At 63.3% G+C, this 14,612-nt stretch carries 16 protein-coding genes; 7 read left to right on the plus strand and 9 right to left on the minus strand.

Features of this window, described 5'->3' with window-relative positions; all coding sequences use genetic code 11:
- The first annotated feature begins 9 nt into the window (after window positions 1-9).
- Entirely contained in the window at window positions 10-1,203 is a 1,194-nt protein-coding gene (locus tag I2H36_RS06055; RefSeq protein WP_196262965.1) for an aminotransferase class V-fold PLP-dependent enzyme, read from the plus strand.
- A gap of 3 nt (window positions 1,204-1,206) precedes the next feature.
- On the opposite strand, the gene I2H36_RS06060 is transcribed toward I2H36_RS06055, so the two are convergent.
- From I2H36_RS06060 to I2H36_RS06080, 5 genes are all read right to left on the minus strand, one after another.
- The gene (locus tag I2H36_RS06060; RefSeq protein ID WP_196262966.1) at window positions 1,207-2,187 is read right to left on the minus strand and encodes an aldo/keto reductase; all 981 of its coding nucleotides are present in this window, start codon (window positions 2,185-2,187) and stop codon (window positions 1,207-1,209) included.
- A gap of 97 nt (window positions 2,188-2,284) precedes the next feature.
- On the minus strand, window positions 2,285-2,530 hold the full coding sequence (locus I2H36_RS06065) for a hypothetical protein (protein ID WP_196262967.1): 246 nt from the start codon (window positions 2,528-2,530) through the stop codon (window positions 2,285-2,287).
- Window positions 2,531-2,608: 78 nt separating this feature from the next.
- Window positions 2,609-3,337, minus strand: a complete 729-nt coding sequence (locus I2H36_RS06070) for an ADYC domain-containing protein (protein WP_196262968.1) — start codon at window positions 3,335-3,337, stop codon at window positions 2,609-2,611.
- Between the two features lie 101 nt (window positions 3,338-3,438).
- Complete coding sequence (locus I2H36_RS19800; RefSeq protein WP_210330957.1) at window positions 3,439-3,738, minus strand: hypothetical protein; 300 nt, start codon at window positions 3,736-3,738, stop codon at window positions 3,439-3,441.
- Between the two features lie 215 nt (window positions 3,739-3,953).
- A complete protein-coding gene (locus I2H36_RS06080) occupies window positions 3,954-5,132 on the minus strand; it encodes a BaiN/RdsA family NAD(P)/FAD-dependent oxidoreductase (RefSeq protein WP_196262969.1) in 1,179 nt (392 codons plus the stop codon).
- Window positions 5,133-5,384: 252 nt separating this feature from the next.
- Between I2H36_RS06080 and I2H36_RS06085 the strand changes: the two genes are divergently transcribed.
- Both I2H36_RS06085 and I2H36_RS06090 read left to right on the plus strand, forming a co-directional pair.
- A complete protein-coding gene (locus tag I2H36_RS06085) occupies window positions 5,385-5,858 on the plus strand; it encodes an aminoacyl-tRNA deacylase (protein ID WP_196262970.1) in 474 nt (157 codons plus the stop codon).
- A gap of 161 nt (window positions 5,859-6,019) precedes the next feature.
- On the plus strand, window positions 6,020-6,457 hold the full coding sequence (locus tag I2H36_RS06090) for a YqaA family protein (protein ID WP_196262971.1): 438 nt from the start codon (window positions 6,020-6,022) through the stop codon (window positions 6,455-6,457).
- On the opposite strand, the gene I2H36_RS06095 is transcribed toward I2H36_RS06090, so the two are convergent.
- Together I2H36_RS06095 and I2H36_RS06100 are read right to left on the minus strand one after the other, a co-directional pair.
- Window positions 6,454-6,690 (minus strand): hypothetical protein, encoded by a 237-nt coding sequence (locus I2H36_RS06095; RefSeq protein WP_196262972.1) that lies wholly within the window; start codon window positions 6,688-6,690, stop codon window positions 6,454-6,456. The two genes, I2H36_RS06090 and I2H36_RS06095, sit on opposite strands and share 4 nt — an antisense overlap.
- 44 nt (window positions 6,691-6,734) lie before the next feature.
- Window positions 6,735-7,337: a cation efflux transmembrane domain-containing protein gene (locus tag I2H36_RS06100; protein ID WP_196262973.1), complete on the minus strand. Its 603-nt coding sequence runs from the start codon at window positions 7,335-7,337 to the stop codon at window positions 6,735-6,737.
- 171 nt (window positions 7,338-7,508) lie between these two features.
- Between I2H36_RS06100 and ilvD the strand changes: the two genes are divergently transcribed.
- The 4 genes from ilvD to I2H36_RS06120 all read left to right on the plus strand — a co-directional run bounded on the left by ilvD (window position 7,509) and on the right by I2H36_RS06120 (window position 11,750).
- Window positions 7,509-9,338, plus strand: a complete 1,830-nt coding sequence (gene ilvD / locus I2H36_RS06105) for a dihydroxy-acid dehydratase (RefSeq protein WP_196262974.1) — start codon at window positions 7,509-7,511, stop codon at window positions 9,336-9,338.
- Window positions 9,339-9,479: 141 nt separating this feature from the next.
- Window positions 9,480-9,776 (plus strand): hypothetical protein, encoded by a 297-nt coding sequence (locus tag I2H36_RS06110; protein ID WP_196262975.1) that lies wholly within the window; start codon window positions 9,480-9,482, stop codon window positions 9,774-9,776.
- 137 nt (window positions 9,777-9,913) lie between these two features.
- On the plus strand, window positions 9,914-10,231 hold the full coding sequence (gene sugE, locus I2H36_RS06115; RefSeq protein WP_196262976.1) for a quaternary ammonium compound efflux SMR transporter SugE: 318 nt from the start codon (window positions 9,914-9,916) through the stop codon (window positions 10,229-10,231).
- Window positions 10,232-10,256: 25 nt separating this feature from the next.
- Entirely contained in the window at window positions 10,257-11,750 is a 1,494-nt protein-coding gene (locus I2H36_RS06120) for a sensor domain-containing diguanylate cyclase (protein ID WP_196262977.1), read from the plus strand.
- Window positions 11,751-11,764: 14 nt separating this feature from the next.
- Here the strand turns inward: I2H36_RS06120 and I2H36_RS06125 are convergent, their stop codons facing one another.
- Both I2H36_RS06125 and I2H36_RS06130 read right to left on the minus strand, forming a co-directional pair.
- Entirely contained in the window at window positions 11,765-13,135 is a 1,371-nt protein-coding gene (locus I2H36_RS06125) for a glutamate--cysteine ligase (RefSeq protein ID WP_196262978.1), read from the minus strand.
- Window positions 13,136-13,344: 209 nt separating this feature from the next.
- Entirely contained in the window at window positions 13,345-14,484 is a 1,140-nt protein-coding gene (locus tag I2H36_RS06130) for a carboxylate-amine ligase (protein WP_196262979.1), read from the minus strand.
- Window positions 14,485-14,612 lie beyond the last annotated feature (128 nt).

The following is a 14,612-nucleotide window of genomic DNA, read 5'->3' on the forward strand; positions in this document are numbered from 1 at the left end:
GAGAGCATCATGCTTGATCTTCGCTCCCAGTTCTCCCGCTTCCTCAACGCCGAGCCCGATCGCCTGCATTTCGCAGCTCACAGCCACCATCCCTGGCCGGACGTGACGCGCGAGGCACAGGTGCAGGCGTGGGACGACGCCGCCCGTCTCATGGACGACAAGTGGGAGCACATCTTAGGCCCCGTGCTCGACGAGTTCCGCGGTCGTGTAGCCGGGCATCTCAACCTGCCGGATCGCGACACCATCGCGGTGGCGCCGAACACGCATGAGCTCCTGAAGCGCATCCTCTCCTGCTTCCCTGCCGACCGCCCGGTGCGCATCCTCACCTCCGACGGCGAGTTCCATTCCTTCACGCGCCAGATCGCGCGCTTGGAAGAGGAGCGCCTCGTGGACGTGACGCGCGTACCGGCGGAGCCCTTCGCGACCTTCGAGGATCGCTTCCACGCCGCCGCGAAAGCCGGCTATGATCTCGTCTTCGTCAGCCAGGTGTTTTTCAATTCCGGCTTCGTGCTCGATGGGCGCCACCTCGCGGAATGCGACCGCGACGGTGCGATGATCGTGATCGACGGCTATCACGGCTTCATGGCGCGGCCGGCGGATCTCAGCAGCATCGCGGATCGGGTGTTCTACGTCGCCGGCGGCTACAAATACGCCATGGCGGGCGAAGGCGCATGCTTCATGCATTGCCCGCCCGGCTGGGGGCTCCGCCCGCGCGATACCGGGTGGTACGCCGCCTTCGGCAACCTCACGAATGTGCAGAGCGGATTGGTGGCTTACAGCGAGGACGGCTGGCGCTTCATGGGCGCCACCTTCGATCCGTCGGGGCTCTACCGCTTCAACGCGGTGATGCGCTGGCTCGCGGACGAGGGCATCACGGCCGGCATCATCCACGCTCATGCCAAGGCGCTGCAGCAGCATTTCCTGCGTCGCGTCGGCAGCTCCGCCCTGTTCGCGAACGCCTCGCCCGTGGTGCCGACGGACGAGACGCGGCGCGGCAACTTCCTCACATTCCAGACGCCCGCAGCCCAGGCCATCCACAACAACTTGAAAGAGCTGCGCGTGGTGACCGACGTGCGCGGCCAGCGCCTGCGTCTGGGCTTCGGCATCTATCAGACCGAGGAAGAGGTGGACGATCTCGTGCGCCGCATCGACGAGGCGGGGGCGATGGAGTCCCTGTCCTTCAACACCTCTTCAGCAGCGTAAGGATCAGAGCCCCACCATCTTCATCCCCGGCTCCGGATAACGCGTCCCGGCGGCGGCGCCCGGTGGGATGATGCGGTCGATGCGTGCGAGATCCTCGTCCGTGAGCGTCACGTCAAGTGCGCCCACATTCTCCTCAAGATAGCGGCGGCGCTTGGTGCCGGGGATCGGCACGATGTCGTTGCCTTGTGCCATCACCCAGGCAAGCGCGAGCTGCGATGGCGCGCAGCCCTTCTCCCGCGCCATGGCTTCGATCTCGCGCACGAGATCGAGGTTCTTCTGGAAGTTCTCGCTCTGGAAACGCGGCGAGTTGCGACGGAAATCGTCTTCAGCCAGATCGTCCACGCTTTTGATCTGCCCGGTGAGAAAACCGCGTCCGAGCGGCGAATAAGGTACAAAGCCGATGCCGAGCTCGCGCACGGTGGGCAGGATCTCGTCCTCGGGATCGCGGCTCCAGAGTGAGTACTCGGTCTGCAATGCGGCGATCGGATGAACCGCATGAGCACGGCGCATGGTCTGCGGACCGGCCTCGGAGAGACCGAGGTAGCGCACCTTGCCCTGGCGTACGAGATCCGCCATGGCGCCGACCGTATCCTCGATCGGCGTCTCGGGATCGACCCGGTGCTGGTAATAGAGGTCGATCACATCGATCTTGAGCCGCTTCAGGCTCGCCTCGCAGGCCTGACGCACGTAATCCGGCTTGCCGCTGATGCCGAGGCGCTCGCCGTTGGGCCCGCGCACATTGCCGAACTTGGTGGCAAGCACCACCTTGTCGCGCCGGTCGGCAATGGCGCGGCCGACCAGTTCCTCGTTGCGTCCGACGCCGTACATGTCGGCGGTGTCGAGAAAGGTCACGCCGAGCTCGATGGCGCGATGAATGGTGGCGATGGATTCCGCCTCGTCGCCGGTGCCGTAGAACTCCGACATGCCCATGCAGCCGAGACCGAGGGCGGACACCTGCAATTGGCCAAGCTGACGCTGCTGCATGGGGATCTCCGGTGTAGATGATGAGAATACCGCCGCGCAAGGCAGCGGATGGAGCAACAACTGGACTCGCCCCGCCCGGTTTCAAGTACGATGTTCGTCACACAGCCGCTTCCGCCAGCATCAGGACGACGCCGAGCGCCACGAGGATGATACTGGGCCAGTGGTGCTTGGGATGGAACGCGCGCACCCGCCCCTGCGGCTCAAGCGTGGCGCTTGCACCCGTTGGACCCGTTTGGTGCGCATCGCTCAAGCGTCCCTTCCAGAGCGCCTGGCCTGCTGCCAGTACGATCCCGGCGATGATCAGCAGCGCGCCGATCCAGATGAGGACCATGCCCGGTTGCATGAACCCCTCCCTGATGAGACCTGACGCGGCGGAGCATAACACACTCGCCGGTCAGGACCCAGGAACAAGTGCAGGCCGTCAGGGCAGCGCCGAACGGTTGAACAGAATAGCCTCCGGATGGCTGCGCATGACTTCTTCCGTGCAGGCTTCGGATCCAAGGCGATCGCGGAGTCTCGGATGGTTTTTCGCGAGTTCGTCGAGGGTCACGGAGTGCGCAATACGCGGATGGGCCACGCAGACAGCCCCATCTTTTCCCCAGGCCGCCTCGAAAGGCATGGGATCGAGATCATCCGGCTTCTGGATCCCGAAACGGTCATAGATATCGATCATGGTACCGTCGCGGGTTGTAGGGCGATCATCGCCACTGTAATCGGCACGCACCAGGTGAATGCAGGCCGCATGCAGATCGCGCATCGGCACATCGCCTCTTTCCTCCCAGGGGCGGTAGCCCATCAGGATGCATTTGCCCTCCGCGCCGCTGGTGCATGTGAGAGTAAGGACCTTGTCTTTCATGAGGGGAAGCCCGAGCCGACGTCCTCTCGCATCAGGCCGGCACGCATCATAAAGGCCCTGCCCCGCAATGTCCTCGACAAGCAACCGGTAAAGCACGAGTGGCTCGCCTGGAGCCGAGTTCATTGTCTCAACAGCGGCAATGAGAACCTGAATGTCCTCATTGCCATTTCTCATCATGACACGGGCCCCCACCAGAGACTCGCCGGCCAGCACACGGCCATCCTCAAGAACGAATCGGAACTCGCCATGCTCAGCATCGAGGCGGCCGCTAGCGGCTTCTGCGGCGTCAAGCATCAGAAGGCTCCAAACGACACCTAGGACAATGATTGAATATCGGAACAACATGATCTGCAAGGACCCCCGCCCATCGCTGAGCGAGGGTCCTCTTCCTCCTGTTACTTGAGGATCACACGCTCGCCATCCCTCAGGATGATGGTCGTCGCATGGCCTTTGGCTTCTTCACGGGCCGTATCGTTGATGACGACGCCATTGAGGTTACGGCCATTGGTGCTGAGACCGTTGGTGCTCAGGCCATTAGTGCTCAAACCGTTGGTGCTGAGGCCGTTGGTGCTGAGGCCGTTAAGATTACGGCCATTCAGGTTTCTGCCATTGTCCAGCGCCAGCGCGTTGGCTTCTGACGCAACAGAAAGTCCAACCATCATAAGAAGAGGCATAATGTAATGAGACTTCATCATTGAGTTTTCCTTGAAGCCCCCATTGATACGCTATGTCCTTTAAGGATCTTGTTATGGGATATCGTATCTATAAGGCATCGGGGAAACTCAAACACTTCCAGGTTGAAAATTGCCTCAAGGGAAAGACAGCGTGCCTTAGCGCACTGTCTCAAGGAGATCATCCCGACCATTCGGCATGTAGCCATTCCGAACGAGTGCTGACGCCAAAGGGTAGGTCAAACGGCCTGCCCAGCGCACCAGCCCGAGGACCAGGCCCACTGGAAATTGTAGCCGCCGAGCCAGCCGGTCACGTCCACCACCTCGCCAATGAAGTAGAGGCCCGGCACCGCCTTGGTTTCCATGGTGCGGGAATCGAGCTCGCGGGTGTCGACACCGCCCAGCGTCACTTCGGCGGTCCGATAGCCCTCCGAACCCGCCGGCTTGAAGCGCCAGCGGTTTACCGTCTCTTCGACAGTACGCAGCCGCTTGTCGGAATAATCCGCCAGGTTGGCAGGCCCCTTCTCGGTCTCGGCAATCAGCTGCGCCAGACGTTTGGGCAGGAAAGCCGAGAGAGCCGTCTGCAGCGCCTGTCGCCCGTTCTCCGCACGCGCCGCGCGCAACTCCTCGAACAGGTCCACGCCCGGCAGCATGGACAGGGTGACCTCATCGCCCTCACGCCAGTAGGAGGAGATCTGCAGGATGGAGGGGCCGCTCAAGCCGCGATGGGTGAAGAGCAGGGCCTCGGCGAACCGGGTCTTGCCGCAGCCTGCCACCGCATCGACGGCAACGCCCGCGAGAGGTGCGAGCCGCTCCAATAGGGTCGGCTCAAGGGTCAGCGGCACGAGGGCCGGGCGCGTCTCGGCAACCTTCAGACCGAATTGCTGCGCGAGATCGTAGCCGAAACCGGTGGCGCCCATTTTCGGAATGGACTTGCCGCCGCTCGCCACCACGAGCGAGCGGCACTGCACCGCGCCTTGCGAGAGCCTGAGCGAGAAGCCCTCGGGTATTTTCTCGACGGTTTGTACGGAGGTGGAGAGCCAAAGCTCCACATTGGCTTGCCGCATCTCGGTCAGCAGCAGATCGACGATCTGCTTCGACGATCCGTCGCAGAAGAGCTGGCCCAGGGTCTTCTCGTGATAGGCGATGCCATAGCGCTCCACGAGGGTGATGAAGTCGCGCTGCGTATAGCGGCGCAGCGCCGAGATCGCGAAGCTCGGGTTCTGTGAGATGAAGTTGGCAGGACCCGCGTTGAGGTTCGTGAAATTGCAGCGCCCGCCGCCGGAAATGCGGATCTTCTCGCCAGGCTTGGCCGCGTGGTCGATGACCAGCACGGAGCGCCCGCGCTTGCCGGCCTCGGCCGCGCACATCATCCCGGCGGCGCCCGCGCCGATCACCACAACGTCGAACTGATCCAAGAAAGGTCTCCCTAAGGAGGATTTCGATGCCTTGCCTAGCGTAGCTTGGGTTCAGCAAGTGAGCAGGGCGTTGGTACTGAACCTTATTGAGAGGCGCAAGTATTCGACGAAGTCGTCGCTCTCTCGATTGAAGCCGGTCCATCCGGGGTGTACCATCTACAGGTTACTTGCAGCTGCGCATCCCGAAGCGACGGTGTGTCAGTAAAGTCGCCCTCCTGATACGCGAGCATTCTCGTTTCATAGGAGGCTGTCATGACAATCTCCCCGACCCTACAACGCTACATGGCCGACAAAGGCATCCAATACGACCTGATCCCGCACGAGCCAGCCATGACATCGCTGGGCACGGCCCATGCCGGTCACATTCCCCGCGACAGCATGGCTAAGGGCGTCATGCTGAGCGATGGTCAGCGCTACATGCTTGCCGTGATGCCGGCGTCCCATCATCTGCGCCTGTCCGATCTGAAGACCGAACTGGGTCAGAAGCTGCGCCTCGCGTCAGAGGACGAGATCGTGGAGGTTTTCCGCGATTGCGATCGTGGTGCTATTCCGCCTGTAGGCTCCTGCTACGGGCTTAATGTCATCATCGAGAATGACATGGACCGGCAGCGCGATATCTATTTCGAAGGCGGAGACCACGCCACGCTGGTGCATATGAAGGCGGAAGACTTCTCGCGCCTCAATCCCCAGGCGCAGCACGGTTCGTTCAGCGAACCTATGTACTGATCAAGCAGGCTGGTGACCCCGAGGAAGCGACCTGAGTCGCGGTGCTGACCTGCATCGCACAGGTCAGTTCGGCAGGAGAGCGGAACTGTGGTAGGGCTCACCTCATTCAGGCCTTGAGCCTTGCCCCGGTTCTTTCCTGTCCCGTGTGATCACCCCGCCTCATGCCGCACCTTGCCGAACACGGCGCCCTGTTCGCCGCAGCCTTCCTCTCGGCCACAATCTTCCCGTTCCAGTCGGAGGTCGTGCTGTTCGCCATGCTTGTGGCCGAGCACTACACCTGGTGGGTGCTCATCCTCGTGGCGAGTGTGGGCAACATTCTCGGCTCGGTCGTGAACTGGTTCCTGGGCCGCTTCTTGGCCCATTTCGAGGATCGGCGCTGGTTTCCCGTGAAGCGCCACCAAATGGCCAAAGCTGAAGCCTGGTATCACCGCTACGGACGCTGGACCCTGCTGCTGAGCTGGGTGCCGGTCATCGGCGATCCGCTCACCATCGTGGCCGGCTTGCTGCGGGAGCCCTTGCGGGTTTTCGTCCCGCTCGTGACGCTGGCCAAGACCGGCCGATACCTAGCCGTTGGAGCTTTAAGCTTGGGGTGGATCTAAGGCCCCTGCAGGCTCGACCAGATCTCTTCCAGGTGCCGGGGCCCGAGCACCGCGCCGGAGGCAGCGCGGATCACAGCTTCCATGCCGGCCGGCGCCTCGTTGTTCATGGCCCAATGCACAGCCTCCCGCAGCGTCTTGAACTCTCTCACATCGCCGGGGTGGCCTTGACCAGCCGTGCCGATGGGCTCGTATTGCAGATGGGCCGGGGCATCCAGTTCGTCTTTGGTCAGCATGGTATGGTCCTGCCTTGAGAAACATTCAGGCAGGACAACGCGGCTCAAGCTTCAGGCGTTTCAGCCCGATGTTCCTCCCGGGCTTCCGCCCAGACCTCCCTGGCCGCATCGGCATTGATCGCCGCGATAGCGAGACCGACGATCAGGTCCGGCCAAGCCGAGAGCGTGGCTGCGGTCACCAGACCTGCGGCCACGATGGCTACATTGGCGAAGGCGTCGTTGCGGGCGGACAAGAATGCTGCCTTGGTGAGGCTGCCGCCGTGATGGCGAAAGCGGGCCAGCAGGAGCGCGCAGGCGAGATTGACCGCGAGAGCCCCTGCCCCGGCGAGCGACAGCGGCCAGGGCTCGGGCGGGACCGGAGCCCAGAACTTCTCCCAGGCCATCCAGAGAGTGGCGAGCCCCGGCACGAGGATGATGCCGGCAAGCAGCATCCCCACCCGGGCCCGCATCTTCAGGGTAAAGCCCAAGGCCAGCAGGATGAGAAGGTTGATGGAGGCATCCTCGAGAAAGTCGATGCTGTCGGCAAAGAGCGACACCGACCCGATGGCGAGCGCCACCGCGAACTCGATGCCGAAATAGCCGAGGTTGAGAGCAGCCACGATGGCAACCACCCGGCGGAGGCTTTGGCTTGCGCCTGCATGATCCATTCTGTCTTCCCCCTGCGGCCGAGCCTTACCAGCCCCAAGAGCGCAATTCCACCGAGCGCAAACGCAAGTAATTCCATTGCGGCAAAGCAGGCGCGACCACAAGGAATGGCAAATTTTCTTGCAAGTTTCGCAATTTCAGTCGAACAAGACCTCAAATCTGCAGGGGAAATCATGCCAGCCTATCGTTCTCGCACCACCACCCATGGCCGTAACATGGCAGGGGCCCGCGGCCTCTGGCGGGCCACGGGCATGAAGGATTCCGACTTCGGCAAGCCGATCATTGCCGTCGTGAACTCCTTCACCCAGTTCGTGCCGGGCCACGTCCACCTCAAGGATTTGGGCCAGCTTGTAGCGCGGGAGATCGAGAAGGCGGGCGGCGTCGCCAAGGAGTTCAACACCATCGCGGTGGATGACGGCATCGCCATGGGCCATGACGGCATGCTCTACTCGCTGCCCTCGCGGGAGCTGATCGCCGACAGCGTCGAGTACATGGTCAACGCCCATTGCGCGGACGCGATGGTGTGCATCTCCAACTGCGACAAGATCACCCCGGGCATGCTGATGGCCGCCATGCGCCTCAACATTCCGGTGGTCTTCGTCTCCGGCGGGCCGATGGAAGCCGGCAAGGTCGTGCTCAACGGCGTGACTAAGAAGCTCGACCTCGTGGACGCCATGGTGGCGGCCGCCGACGACAAGATCGCCGACGAGGACATCAAGGCGATCGAGCGCGCCGCCTGCCCCACCTGCGGCTCGTGCTCGGGCATGTTCACGGCCAATTCCATGAACTGCCTCACCGAGGCGCTTGGCCTGTCCCTGCCCGGCAACGGCTCGACGCTCGCCACCCACGCTGACCGCAAGCGCCTCTTTGTGGAAGCCGGCCACCTGATCGTCGATCTCGCCCGTCGCTATTACGAGCAGGACGACGCGAGCGTTCTCCCGCGCACCATCGCCTCATTCGCCGCCTTCGAGAACGCCATGACGCTCGACATCGCCATGGGCGGATCGAGCAATACGGTGCTGCACCTTCTGGCGGCCGCCCACGAGGCGGAAGTCGATTTCACCATGGACGACATCGACCGCCTGTCGCGCCGGGTGCCGGTTCTGTGCAAGGTCGCGCCTGCCATCGCCAACGTGCACATGGAAGACGTCCACCGCGCTGGCGGCATCATGGGAATCCTAGGCGAGCTTGATCGCGCGGGCCTGCTCGACACCTCGGTGCCGACTGTCCATGCCGAGACCATGAAGACCGCGCTCGACCGTTGGGACGTGCGGCGCACGAACTCCCATGCGGTGCACGACTTCTTCCGCGCCGCGCCTGGCGGCGTGCCGACGCAGACGGCGTTCAGCCAGGAAAGCCGCTACGACAGCGTCGACACCGACCGCGCCAGCGGCGTCATCCGTGACGCCGAGCATGCCTTCTCGAAGGATGGCGGCCTTGCGGTCCTCTCCGGCAACCTGGCGCTTGACGGCTGCATCGTGAAGACCGCCGGCGTCGACGAGAGCATCCTGGTGTTCTCCGGCCCGGCTATCGTCTTCGAGAGTCAGGACGATGCGGTCAGCGGCATCCTCAACGGCAAGGTCAAGGCCGGCGACGTGGTGGTCATCCGCTACGAGGGACCGCGCGGCGGGCCCGGCATGCAGGAGATGCTCTATCCCACGAGCTACCTGAAATCGAAGGGCCTCGGCAAAGCCTGCGCGCTCATCACCGACGGACGCTTCTCCGGCGGTACCTCAGGCCTGTCCATCGGCCACGCCTCACCCGAGGCGGCCGAGGGCGGCACTATCGGCCTCGTGCAGGACGGCGACCGGATCGAGATCGATATCCCGAACCGCAGCATCCGCTTGGCGGTGGACGATGCTGAACTCCAGCGCCGCCGGGCCGAGCAGGACACACGTGGCTGGCAGCCGGCTCAGCCGCGCAAGCGCAAGGTGTCGGCTGCCCTCAAGGCCTACGCCATGCTCGCCACCAGCGCGGCCAAGGGCGCCGTACGGCAGATCTAGTTAAAGAGCGTCTGGTTCTGAACACCGGGACAGGGCTGCGGAGGCGACACCGCCGCAGCCGAACGTCTCAGGGCAGCGATCATGCCTTGACGAAACAGTGTCGCCTGGAGTCCAGTGGCCAAGTCAGCCGCAGGATTCTTGATGACCCGCCTTTTATGGATCGCCAGCCTCGTCTTGCTCATGGGTCCGGCCCTGGCCCAGACGACGCCGGAGGACAAGCCGCTCCGGCTCACCGTCCGCCCATCCGGGACCGTGCCGGAGGCCAATGAGGCGCTGGAACGGCAGCAGAAGCTCCTCATGCGCCTTGAGCGAAGCAATCACATGGTGCGCTCGATCTGCATCAATTGCGGCGACGCGTGGCAGCACCAGATCTACGCCCCGTTCGACCCTTATGCCGCCCTGGGACGCTCCGCTCAGCCATCCGACACTGGTAACTAAGTTGAGAGGCTGACCTTTGGCCGCGCTCGGATTTTGTTGAGAAGGTTTTCCGGACCCTCTATATCCGAAGGGGCGAGGACGACCTCGCCTTCATGACAAACGGTAGGGACGGCCCTGCCTATGACGGAGGTCCTGTCATGGCATGGACTTGGCTTACGCTTGCCGGCTTGTTCGAGATCGGCTGGGCCATCGGCCTGAAATACACCGACGGCTTCACCCGGCTGGTTCCTTCGGTTTTGACGGCACTCAGCATGGTGGTCAGCGTCCTGCTCCTTGGCCTGGCGCTCAAAACCCTGCCGGTCGGAACGGGCTATGCGGTCTGGACCGGGATCGGGACCGTTGGAACCGCCCTGCTCGGCATCCATCTTTTCGGCGAGCCGGCAACCGTGATGCGCCTGGTGTGCATCGGCCTCATCGTCTCCGGGATCCTCGGCCTGAAGTTAGCTTCGGGCTAGCTTGGGTCGGTATGATGAGTGCGCCATGACCACATTCGTTCAGAAAAGGCCGAGGTCCTCGGCGCGAGGCCTCCGGGTCTTCGTGCTGGTGGTCTGCCTTGCCATCCTCGGCCTTGAAGGGTGGCGCGACTGGCATGAGCGGGATCATGAGATCAACCGTATCCGGTCTGAGACCCTGAATCTGGCAAAATCCCTGACCCAGCATGCCCAGGACACATTCGAACTCGCGGACGCGCTCCTGGTGGATGTGGTGGACCGGGTCGAGACGGGTGGCACCCCGCCGGATGCCATCGCGCGTCTGGACGTCTTTCTGGTCGAGCGGGTGCAGCCGCTTCAGCGCATCAAGGCACTGACCATCTTTGGCCCGGATGGCACCCTTCTGAGCAGTTCACTGCCTGGGCACCGCGGTCGTGTGAATATCGGCGCCCTTGCCCTGTTCCAGCATCACAGATCCACAACCAGCAGCGACTGGTTCGTCGGCCCGTTGATTCGCGATCCCCTCGGCGGCGATTGGATCCTGACCATCTCTCGACGTTTCAACAAGCTCGACGGAAGCTTCGGCGGCGTTGTCCAGGCGAGCATTCCGCCCCGCTATTTCGGAAATTTCTTCGGTCGTTTCGATGTTGGGTCGCAAGGTTCGATCACGCTCCTTCACCAGAACGGAACGATCCTGTCACGCTACCCCTATATTGAGCGTGCGATCGGATCCAATGTCCTGGACGATCCCCAGTTCAGGAATGCGAAAGGCTCAGGCAACTACGATTACACGTCTCCGATCGATGGGTTGATCCGCATCGGCGGCTATCAGCGCAACCACATCTTCCCTGTCGGCGTGATTGCCGCCGTCGGTCGCGACCAGGCGCTCGCGCGTTGGAACGAGGAGTTCGTGTTCCGCGGCAGCATCATCGGCCTGCTCATCCTCATGATCGGTTCCCTCGGCTGGATTCTCGCCGGGGCCCTCCGACGACGGGAACATGCGGAGGCGGAGCTTGCCGTTCTGGCCACCACAGACGGCCTGACAGGCCTCGCCAACCGCCGAGCCTTCGACAGGCAGCTCGAAGCGGAATGGCTTCGAGCCGCACGCCAGAAAACCCCCGTGTCTCTGCTCCTGATCGATGTGGATCAGTTCAAGGCCTACAACGATGTCTATGGACATCAGGCCGGGGACGAGTGCCTGCGGACCATCGCCAGGAGCATCTCTGATGCAGCCCGCCGGCCCGGTGATCTGGCTGCGCGCTACGGCGGCGAAGAACTCGCCATTCTCCTGCCGGGAGCGGATGAAGCCGACGCGGCAATTATCGCAGAGAATTTGCGTGCGAAGGTCGAGTCCCTGCGCGTGCGGCACGAGGCCAATCCTCCGAGCTGCATCCTCACGATCAGCATCGGCAGCGCCACCCGGATCCCGAGCCTGGATCGCTCCCGCATCCGCCCGGATGACCTGATCACGCTGGCGGATTCCGCTCTCTATCGTGCCAAGCAAAACGGGCGCAACCGCGTCGCCAGCGAAAAAGCCGCCTGATCAGGTTTCTCCGATCAGAACACGCACTCGCTGAAGGCAGGCTTCACCGAACCGCCCCAGGCACCGTGATAGCGCTCCAGCAGCCGCTCCGCCTGCGTGCGGCCTGACGCGACGATCTCCTCCGCATAAGCGAGGTGACGGGTCTCGTCCTGCCCTGCATTGTCGCGGCACGCACGGCGTGCGAGACCGGCGCGCGACAGCGCAAGCGTGTCGCGGGCAACATCCTGCACGGAGCGACCGGCGATGCTGGCATTGAGGGCCAGTTTCGGCACGTCGGCGCGCAATTGCTCGCGCTGCTGAGCATTCCACGCCTTCACCAGCTCCCAGGCGCCGTCGAGGGCCGTTTCATCGTAGAGGATGCCGGTCCAGAAGGCGGACAGCGCCACGATGTGTTCGAGGTTGCCCACGTCCGCGCCGCGCATCTCGAGATAGCGCTTGAGGCGCACTTCCGGGAACAGGGTCGAGACGTGGTTGGCCCAGTCCGAATGCGTGGCGCGCTCGCCCGGCATTTGGGGGAGCTTGCCGGCAAGCAGATCGTGGAAGGATGCGCCCGCCACATCGTGATAGGCCGAGTCGCGCTTGACGAAATACATCGGCACGTCGAGCGCCCAGTCCACATAGCGCTCGTAGCCAAATCCCTCCTCGAAGGCGAAGGCCATCATGCCCGTGCGGTTCCTGTCCGTGTCGAGCCAGATGTTGGAGCGCATGGACAGGTAGCCGTTGGGCTTGCCGTCCGTGAAGGGCGAGTTGGCGAAGATCGCTGTTGCGATGGGCTGCAGCGCCAGCGAGACGCGCAGCTTCTTCACCATGTCGGCCTCGGAGGCGTAGTCCATGTTCACCTGCACCGTGGAGGTGCGGTACATCATGTCGAGGCCAAGCGAACCCACCTTCGGCATGTAGTTCGTCATGATGCGGTAGCGGGCTTTGGGCATCACAGGCGTCTCGGCCCGGGTCCAGAGCGGGCTCATGCCGAGTGTGAGAAAGCCTAGCCCAAGCTTTTCGCCCACGGCTTTCACGTCGGCGAGATGCTGCGCCGTCTCACGGGCCGTCTCATGAAGGTTGGCAAGCGGAGCGCCGGACAGCTCGAACTGCCCGCCCGGCTCCAGGGAGATCGCTCCTCCACCCTCTTCGTCGGCAAGGCCGATCGGGCGGCCGTCCTCCATGATCGGAGCCCAGCCGGTGCGCTCCTGCATGCCTTCCAGCAGCGCCCGGATCCCCCGGCTGCCGTCATAGGGTACGGGCGAGAGATCAGCCTTATAGAAGGGAACCTTCTCGTGCTCGGTGCCGAGCCGCCACGACTCGCGCGGCTTCTCGCCGGAGGCAATCCACTCCACGAGTTCCGACCGCGCACCAATGGGGGTCGTATCGGATACGTCCCGCGCCATGCATCACCTCATCAAAAAGCGCGTTCAAGGCGCGCCGACTCAGGGTCGGGACTCAATAAGGGGCTTAACGCCAAGGTGCAATGCGGGACTCATGCACAAAACGATGAGGGCTGGTGCATCGGCCACAAAAGTGGACTTGCACTTTTAGAGCCGATGCTCAATCCACAGCTGGAGCATCGTGCGGAACCAATCCGCCCGATGCGATCTCGTCAATGCCGAAACGCCGGCTCCCCTGTCGTTTCCGCGCTGAGCCAGTCGACCACGCCGGCCAGGGCATCCCGGTTCGACAGGCCACGGCCCACCGCCTCGGTATAGAGCGTCAGCTGCTGGTCGGCGCTGGTGCCTCGGGCGACGATCCAGCGGGCGAGATCGAGCTCGCGCTGGCAGCCGAGTTCCCTGGCATCCTCGGCCACGAGATCCAGGGTCTCATCGAGGAGCTCGCGAACCGGTTTGGCCGTGCGGGTCCTCTCGTCGACGAAGCTGCCGTGAATACCGTAGCGCTGGGCACGCCAGCCGTTCTCGTCGTTGATGGCGCGCGAGGCGCCGGTCTGGCCGGCATTGAGATTCGTATCGAGGCTCAGCCGGCGCACGAGGCAGCGATAAAGGGCCGCGATCGCGATGGTGTCGTCGAGCCGCGTGCAGCTGTCGGCCACGCGCAGCTCCAGGGTCGGATGCTTCAGCGACGGCCGGATCACCCACCAGACATAGCTGGAATTCTCGATGGCGCGGGCCGACACCAGCGTGTCGATGTAGCGCTTGTAATCCTGCTCGTTCTCGAACAGGTCCGGGAAGCCGGTGCGCGGCAGCTCGCGGTAGGCCGCCAGCCGGTAGCCGAGAAGGCCTGTCCGCTGCGCCTGCCAGAATGGCGAAGAGGTGGAAAGCGCCAGGAGCAGCGGCAGGTAGGGCTGAATCCGGTTCATGATGTCCACGCGCATGCCGAGATCCGGCACCTCCACATGGACATGCATGCCGCACAGCACGTTGCGGCTTCCGAGCATCTGCAGGTCGTGCATCACCTTGCCGTAGCGGGCCTGCGCCGTGGGGCGCACGCGCGACCAGACGGCGAGCGGATGGGTGCCGGAGGCCATGATGGACAGGTTGAAGTCGCGGGCAACAGCACCGACGGAGGACCTCAGATCAGCCAGTTGAGCACGGGCATCAGCCAGTTCCAGGGAGGGCTTGGTGGCGATTTCGATCTGCGGCTCCAGCATCTCGGGCTGGATGTCGCCCGACACCCGGTCCCGGCAGGCGGCGAAGAACTCCTTGATCTTACCTTTGGCGATATCCCGTCTGGGCGCATCGTTGACGAAGTACTCTTCCTCGATGCCGAACTTGAAATCCCAGCTCATTTCCTCGTGTCCTTCATTATTCTTTAGAAATGACCCTTGCACAGGCGGATCGGCCTACGGCGACACACCCAAACTCCGGCTCAATGGGGCCAGAATGGGGCGAATCGGCGTGAAACTGCTAAGCTTTT

Origin of the sequence: Microvirga terrestris (genome assembly GCF_015694425.1) — a bacterium.
Taxonomy (GTDB): domain Bacteria; phylum Pseudomonadota; class Alphaproteobacteria; order Rhizobiales; family Beijerinckiaceae; genus Microvirga; species Microvirga terrestris.

What these genes read in the sequence shown, in the direction of transcription:
- I2H36_RS06070 (WP_196262968.1), bottom strand. Translation starts at nt 3,337, where the DNA reads ATGCTTGACGCCGCAGAAGCCGCTAGCGGCCGCCTCGATGCTGAGCAT.
- I2H36_RS06120 (WP_196262977.1), top strand. Translation starts at nt 10,257, where the DNA reads ATGACCACATTCGTTCAGAAAAGGCCGAGGTCCTCGGCGCGAGGCCTC.
- I2H36_RS06065 (WP_196262967.1), bottom strand. Translation starts at nt 2,530, where the DNA reads ATGCAACCGGGCATGGTCCTCATCTGGATCGGCGCGCTGCTGATCATC.
- I2H36_RS06100 (WP_196262973.1), bottom strand. Translation starts at nt 7,337, where the DNA reads ATGGATCATGCAGGCGCAAGCCAAAGCCTCCGCCGGGTGGTTGCCATC.
- I2H36_RS06130 (WP_196262979.1), bottom strand. Translation starts at nt 14,484, where the DNA reads ATGAGCTGGGATTTCAAGTTCGGCATCGAGGAAGAGTACTTCGTCAAC.
- I2H36_RS06090 (WP_196262971.1), top strand. Translation starts at nt 6,020, where the DNA reads ATGCCGCACCTTGCCGAACACGGCGCCCTGTTCGCCGCAGCCTTCCTC.
- ilvD (WP_196262974.1), top strand. Translation starts at nt 7,509, where the DNA reads ATGCCAGCCTATCGTTCTCGCACCACCACCCATGGCCGTAACATGGCA.
- I2H36_RS06060 (WP_196262966.1), bottom strand. Translation starts at nt 2,187, where the DNA reads ATGCAGCAGCGTCAGCTTGGCCAATTGCAGGTGTCCGCCCTCGGTCTC.
- I2H36_RS06125 (WP_196262978.1), bottom strand. Translation starts at nt 13,135, where the DNA reads ATGGCGCGGGACGTATCCGATACGACCCCCATTGGTGCGCGGTCGGAA.
- sugE (WP_196262976.1), top strand. Translation starts at nt 9,914, where the DNA reads ATGGCATGGACTTGGCTTACGCTTGCCGGCTTGTTCGAGATCGGCTGG.
- I2H36_RS19800 (WP_210330957.1), bottom strand. Translation starts at nt 3,738, where the DNA reads ATGATGAAGTCTCATTACATTATGCCTCTTCTTATGATGGTTGGACTT.
- I2H36_RS06055 (WP_196262965.1), top strand. Translation starts at nt 10, where the DNA reads ATGCTTGATCTTCGCTCCCAGTTCTCCCGCTTCCTCAACGCCGAGCCC.
- I2H36_RS06095 (WP_196262972.1), bottom strand. Translation starts at nt 6,690, where the DNA reads ATGCTGACCAAAGACGAACTGGATGCCCCGGCCCATCTGCAATACGAG.
- I2H36_RS06110 (WP_196262975.1), top strand. Translation starts at nt 9,480, where the DNA reads ATGACCCGCCTTTTATGGATCGCCAGCCTCGTCTTGCTCATGGGTCCG.
- I2H36_RS06085 (WP_196262970.1), top strand. Translation starts at nt 5,385, where the DNA reads ATGACAATCTCCCCGACCCTACAACGCTACATGGCCGACAAAGGCATC.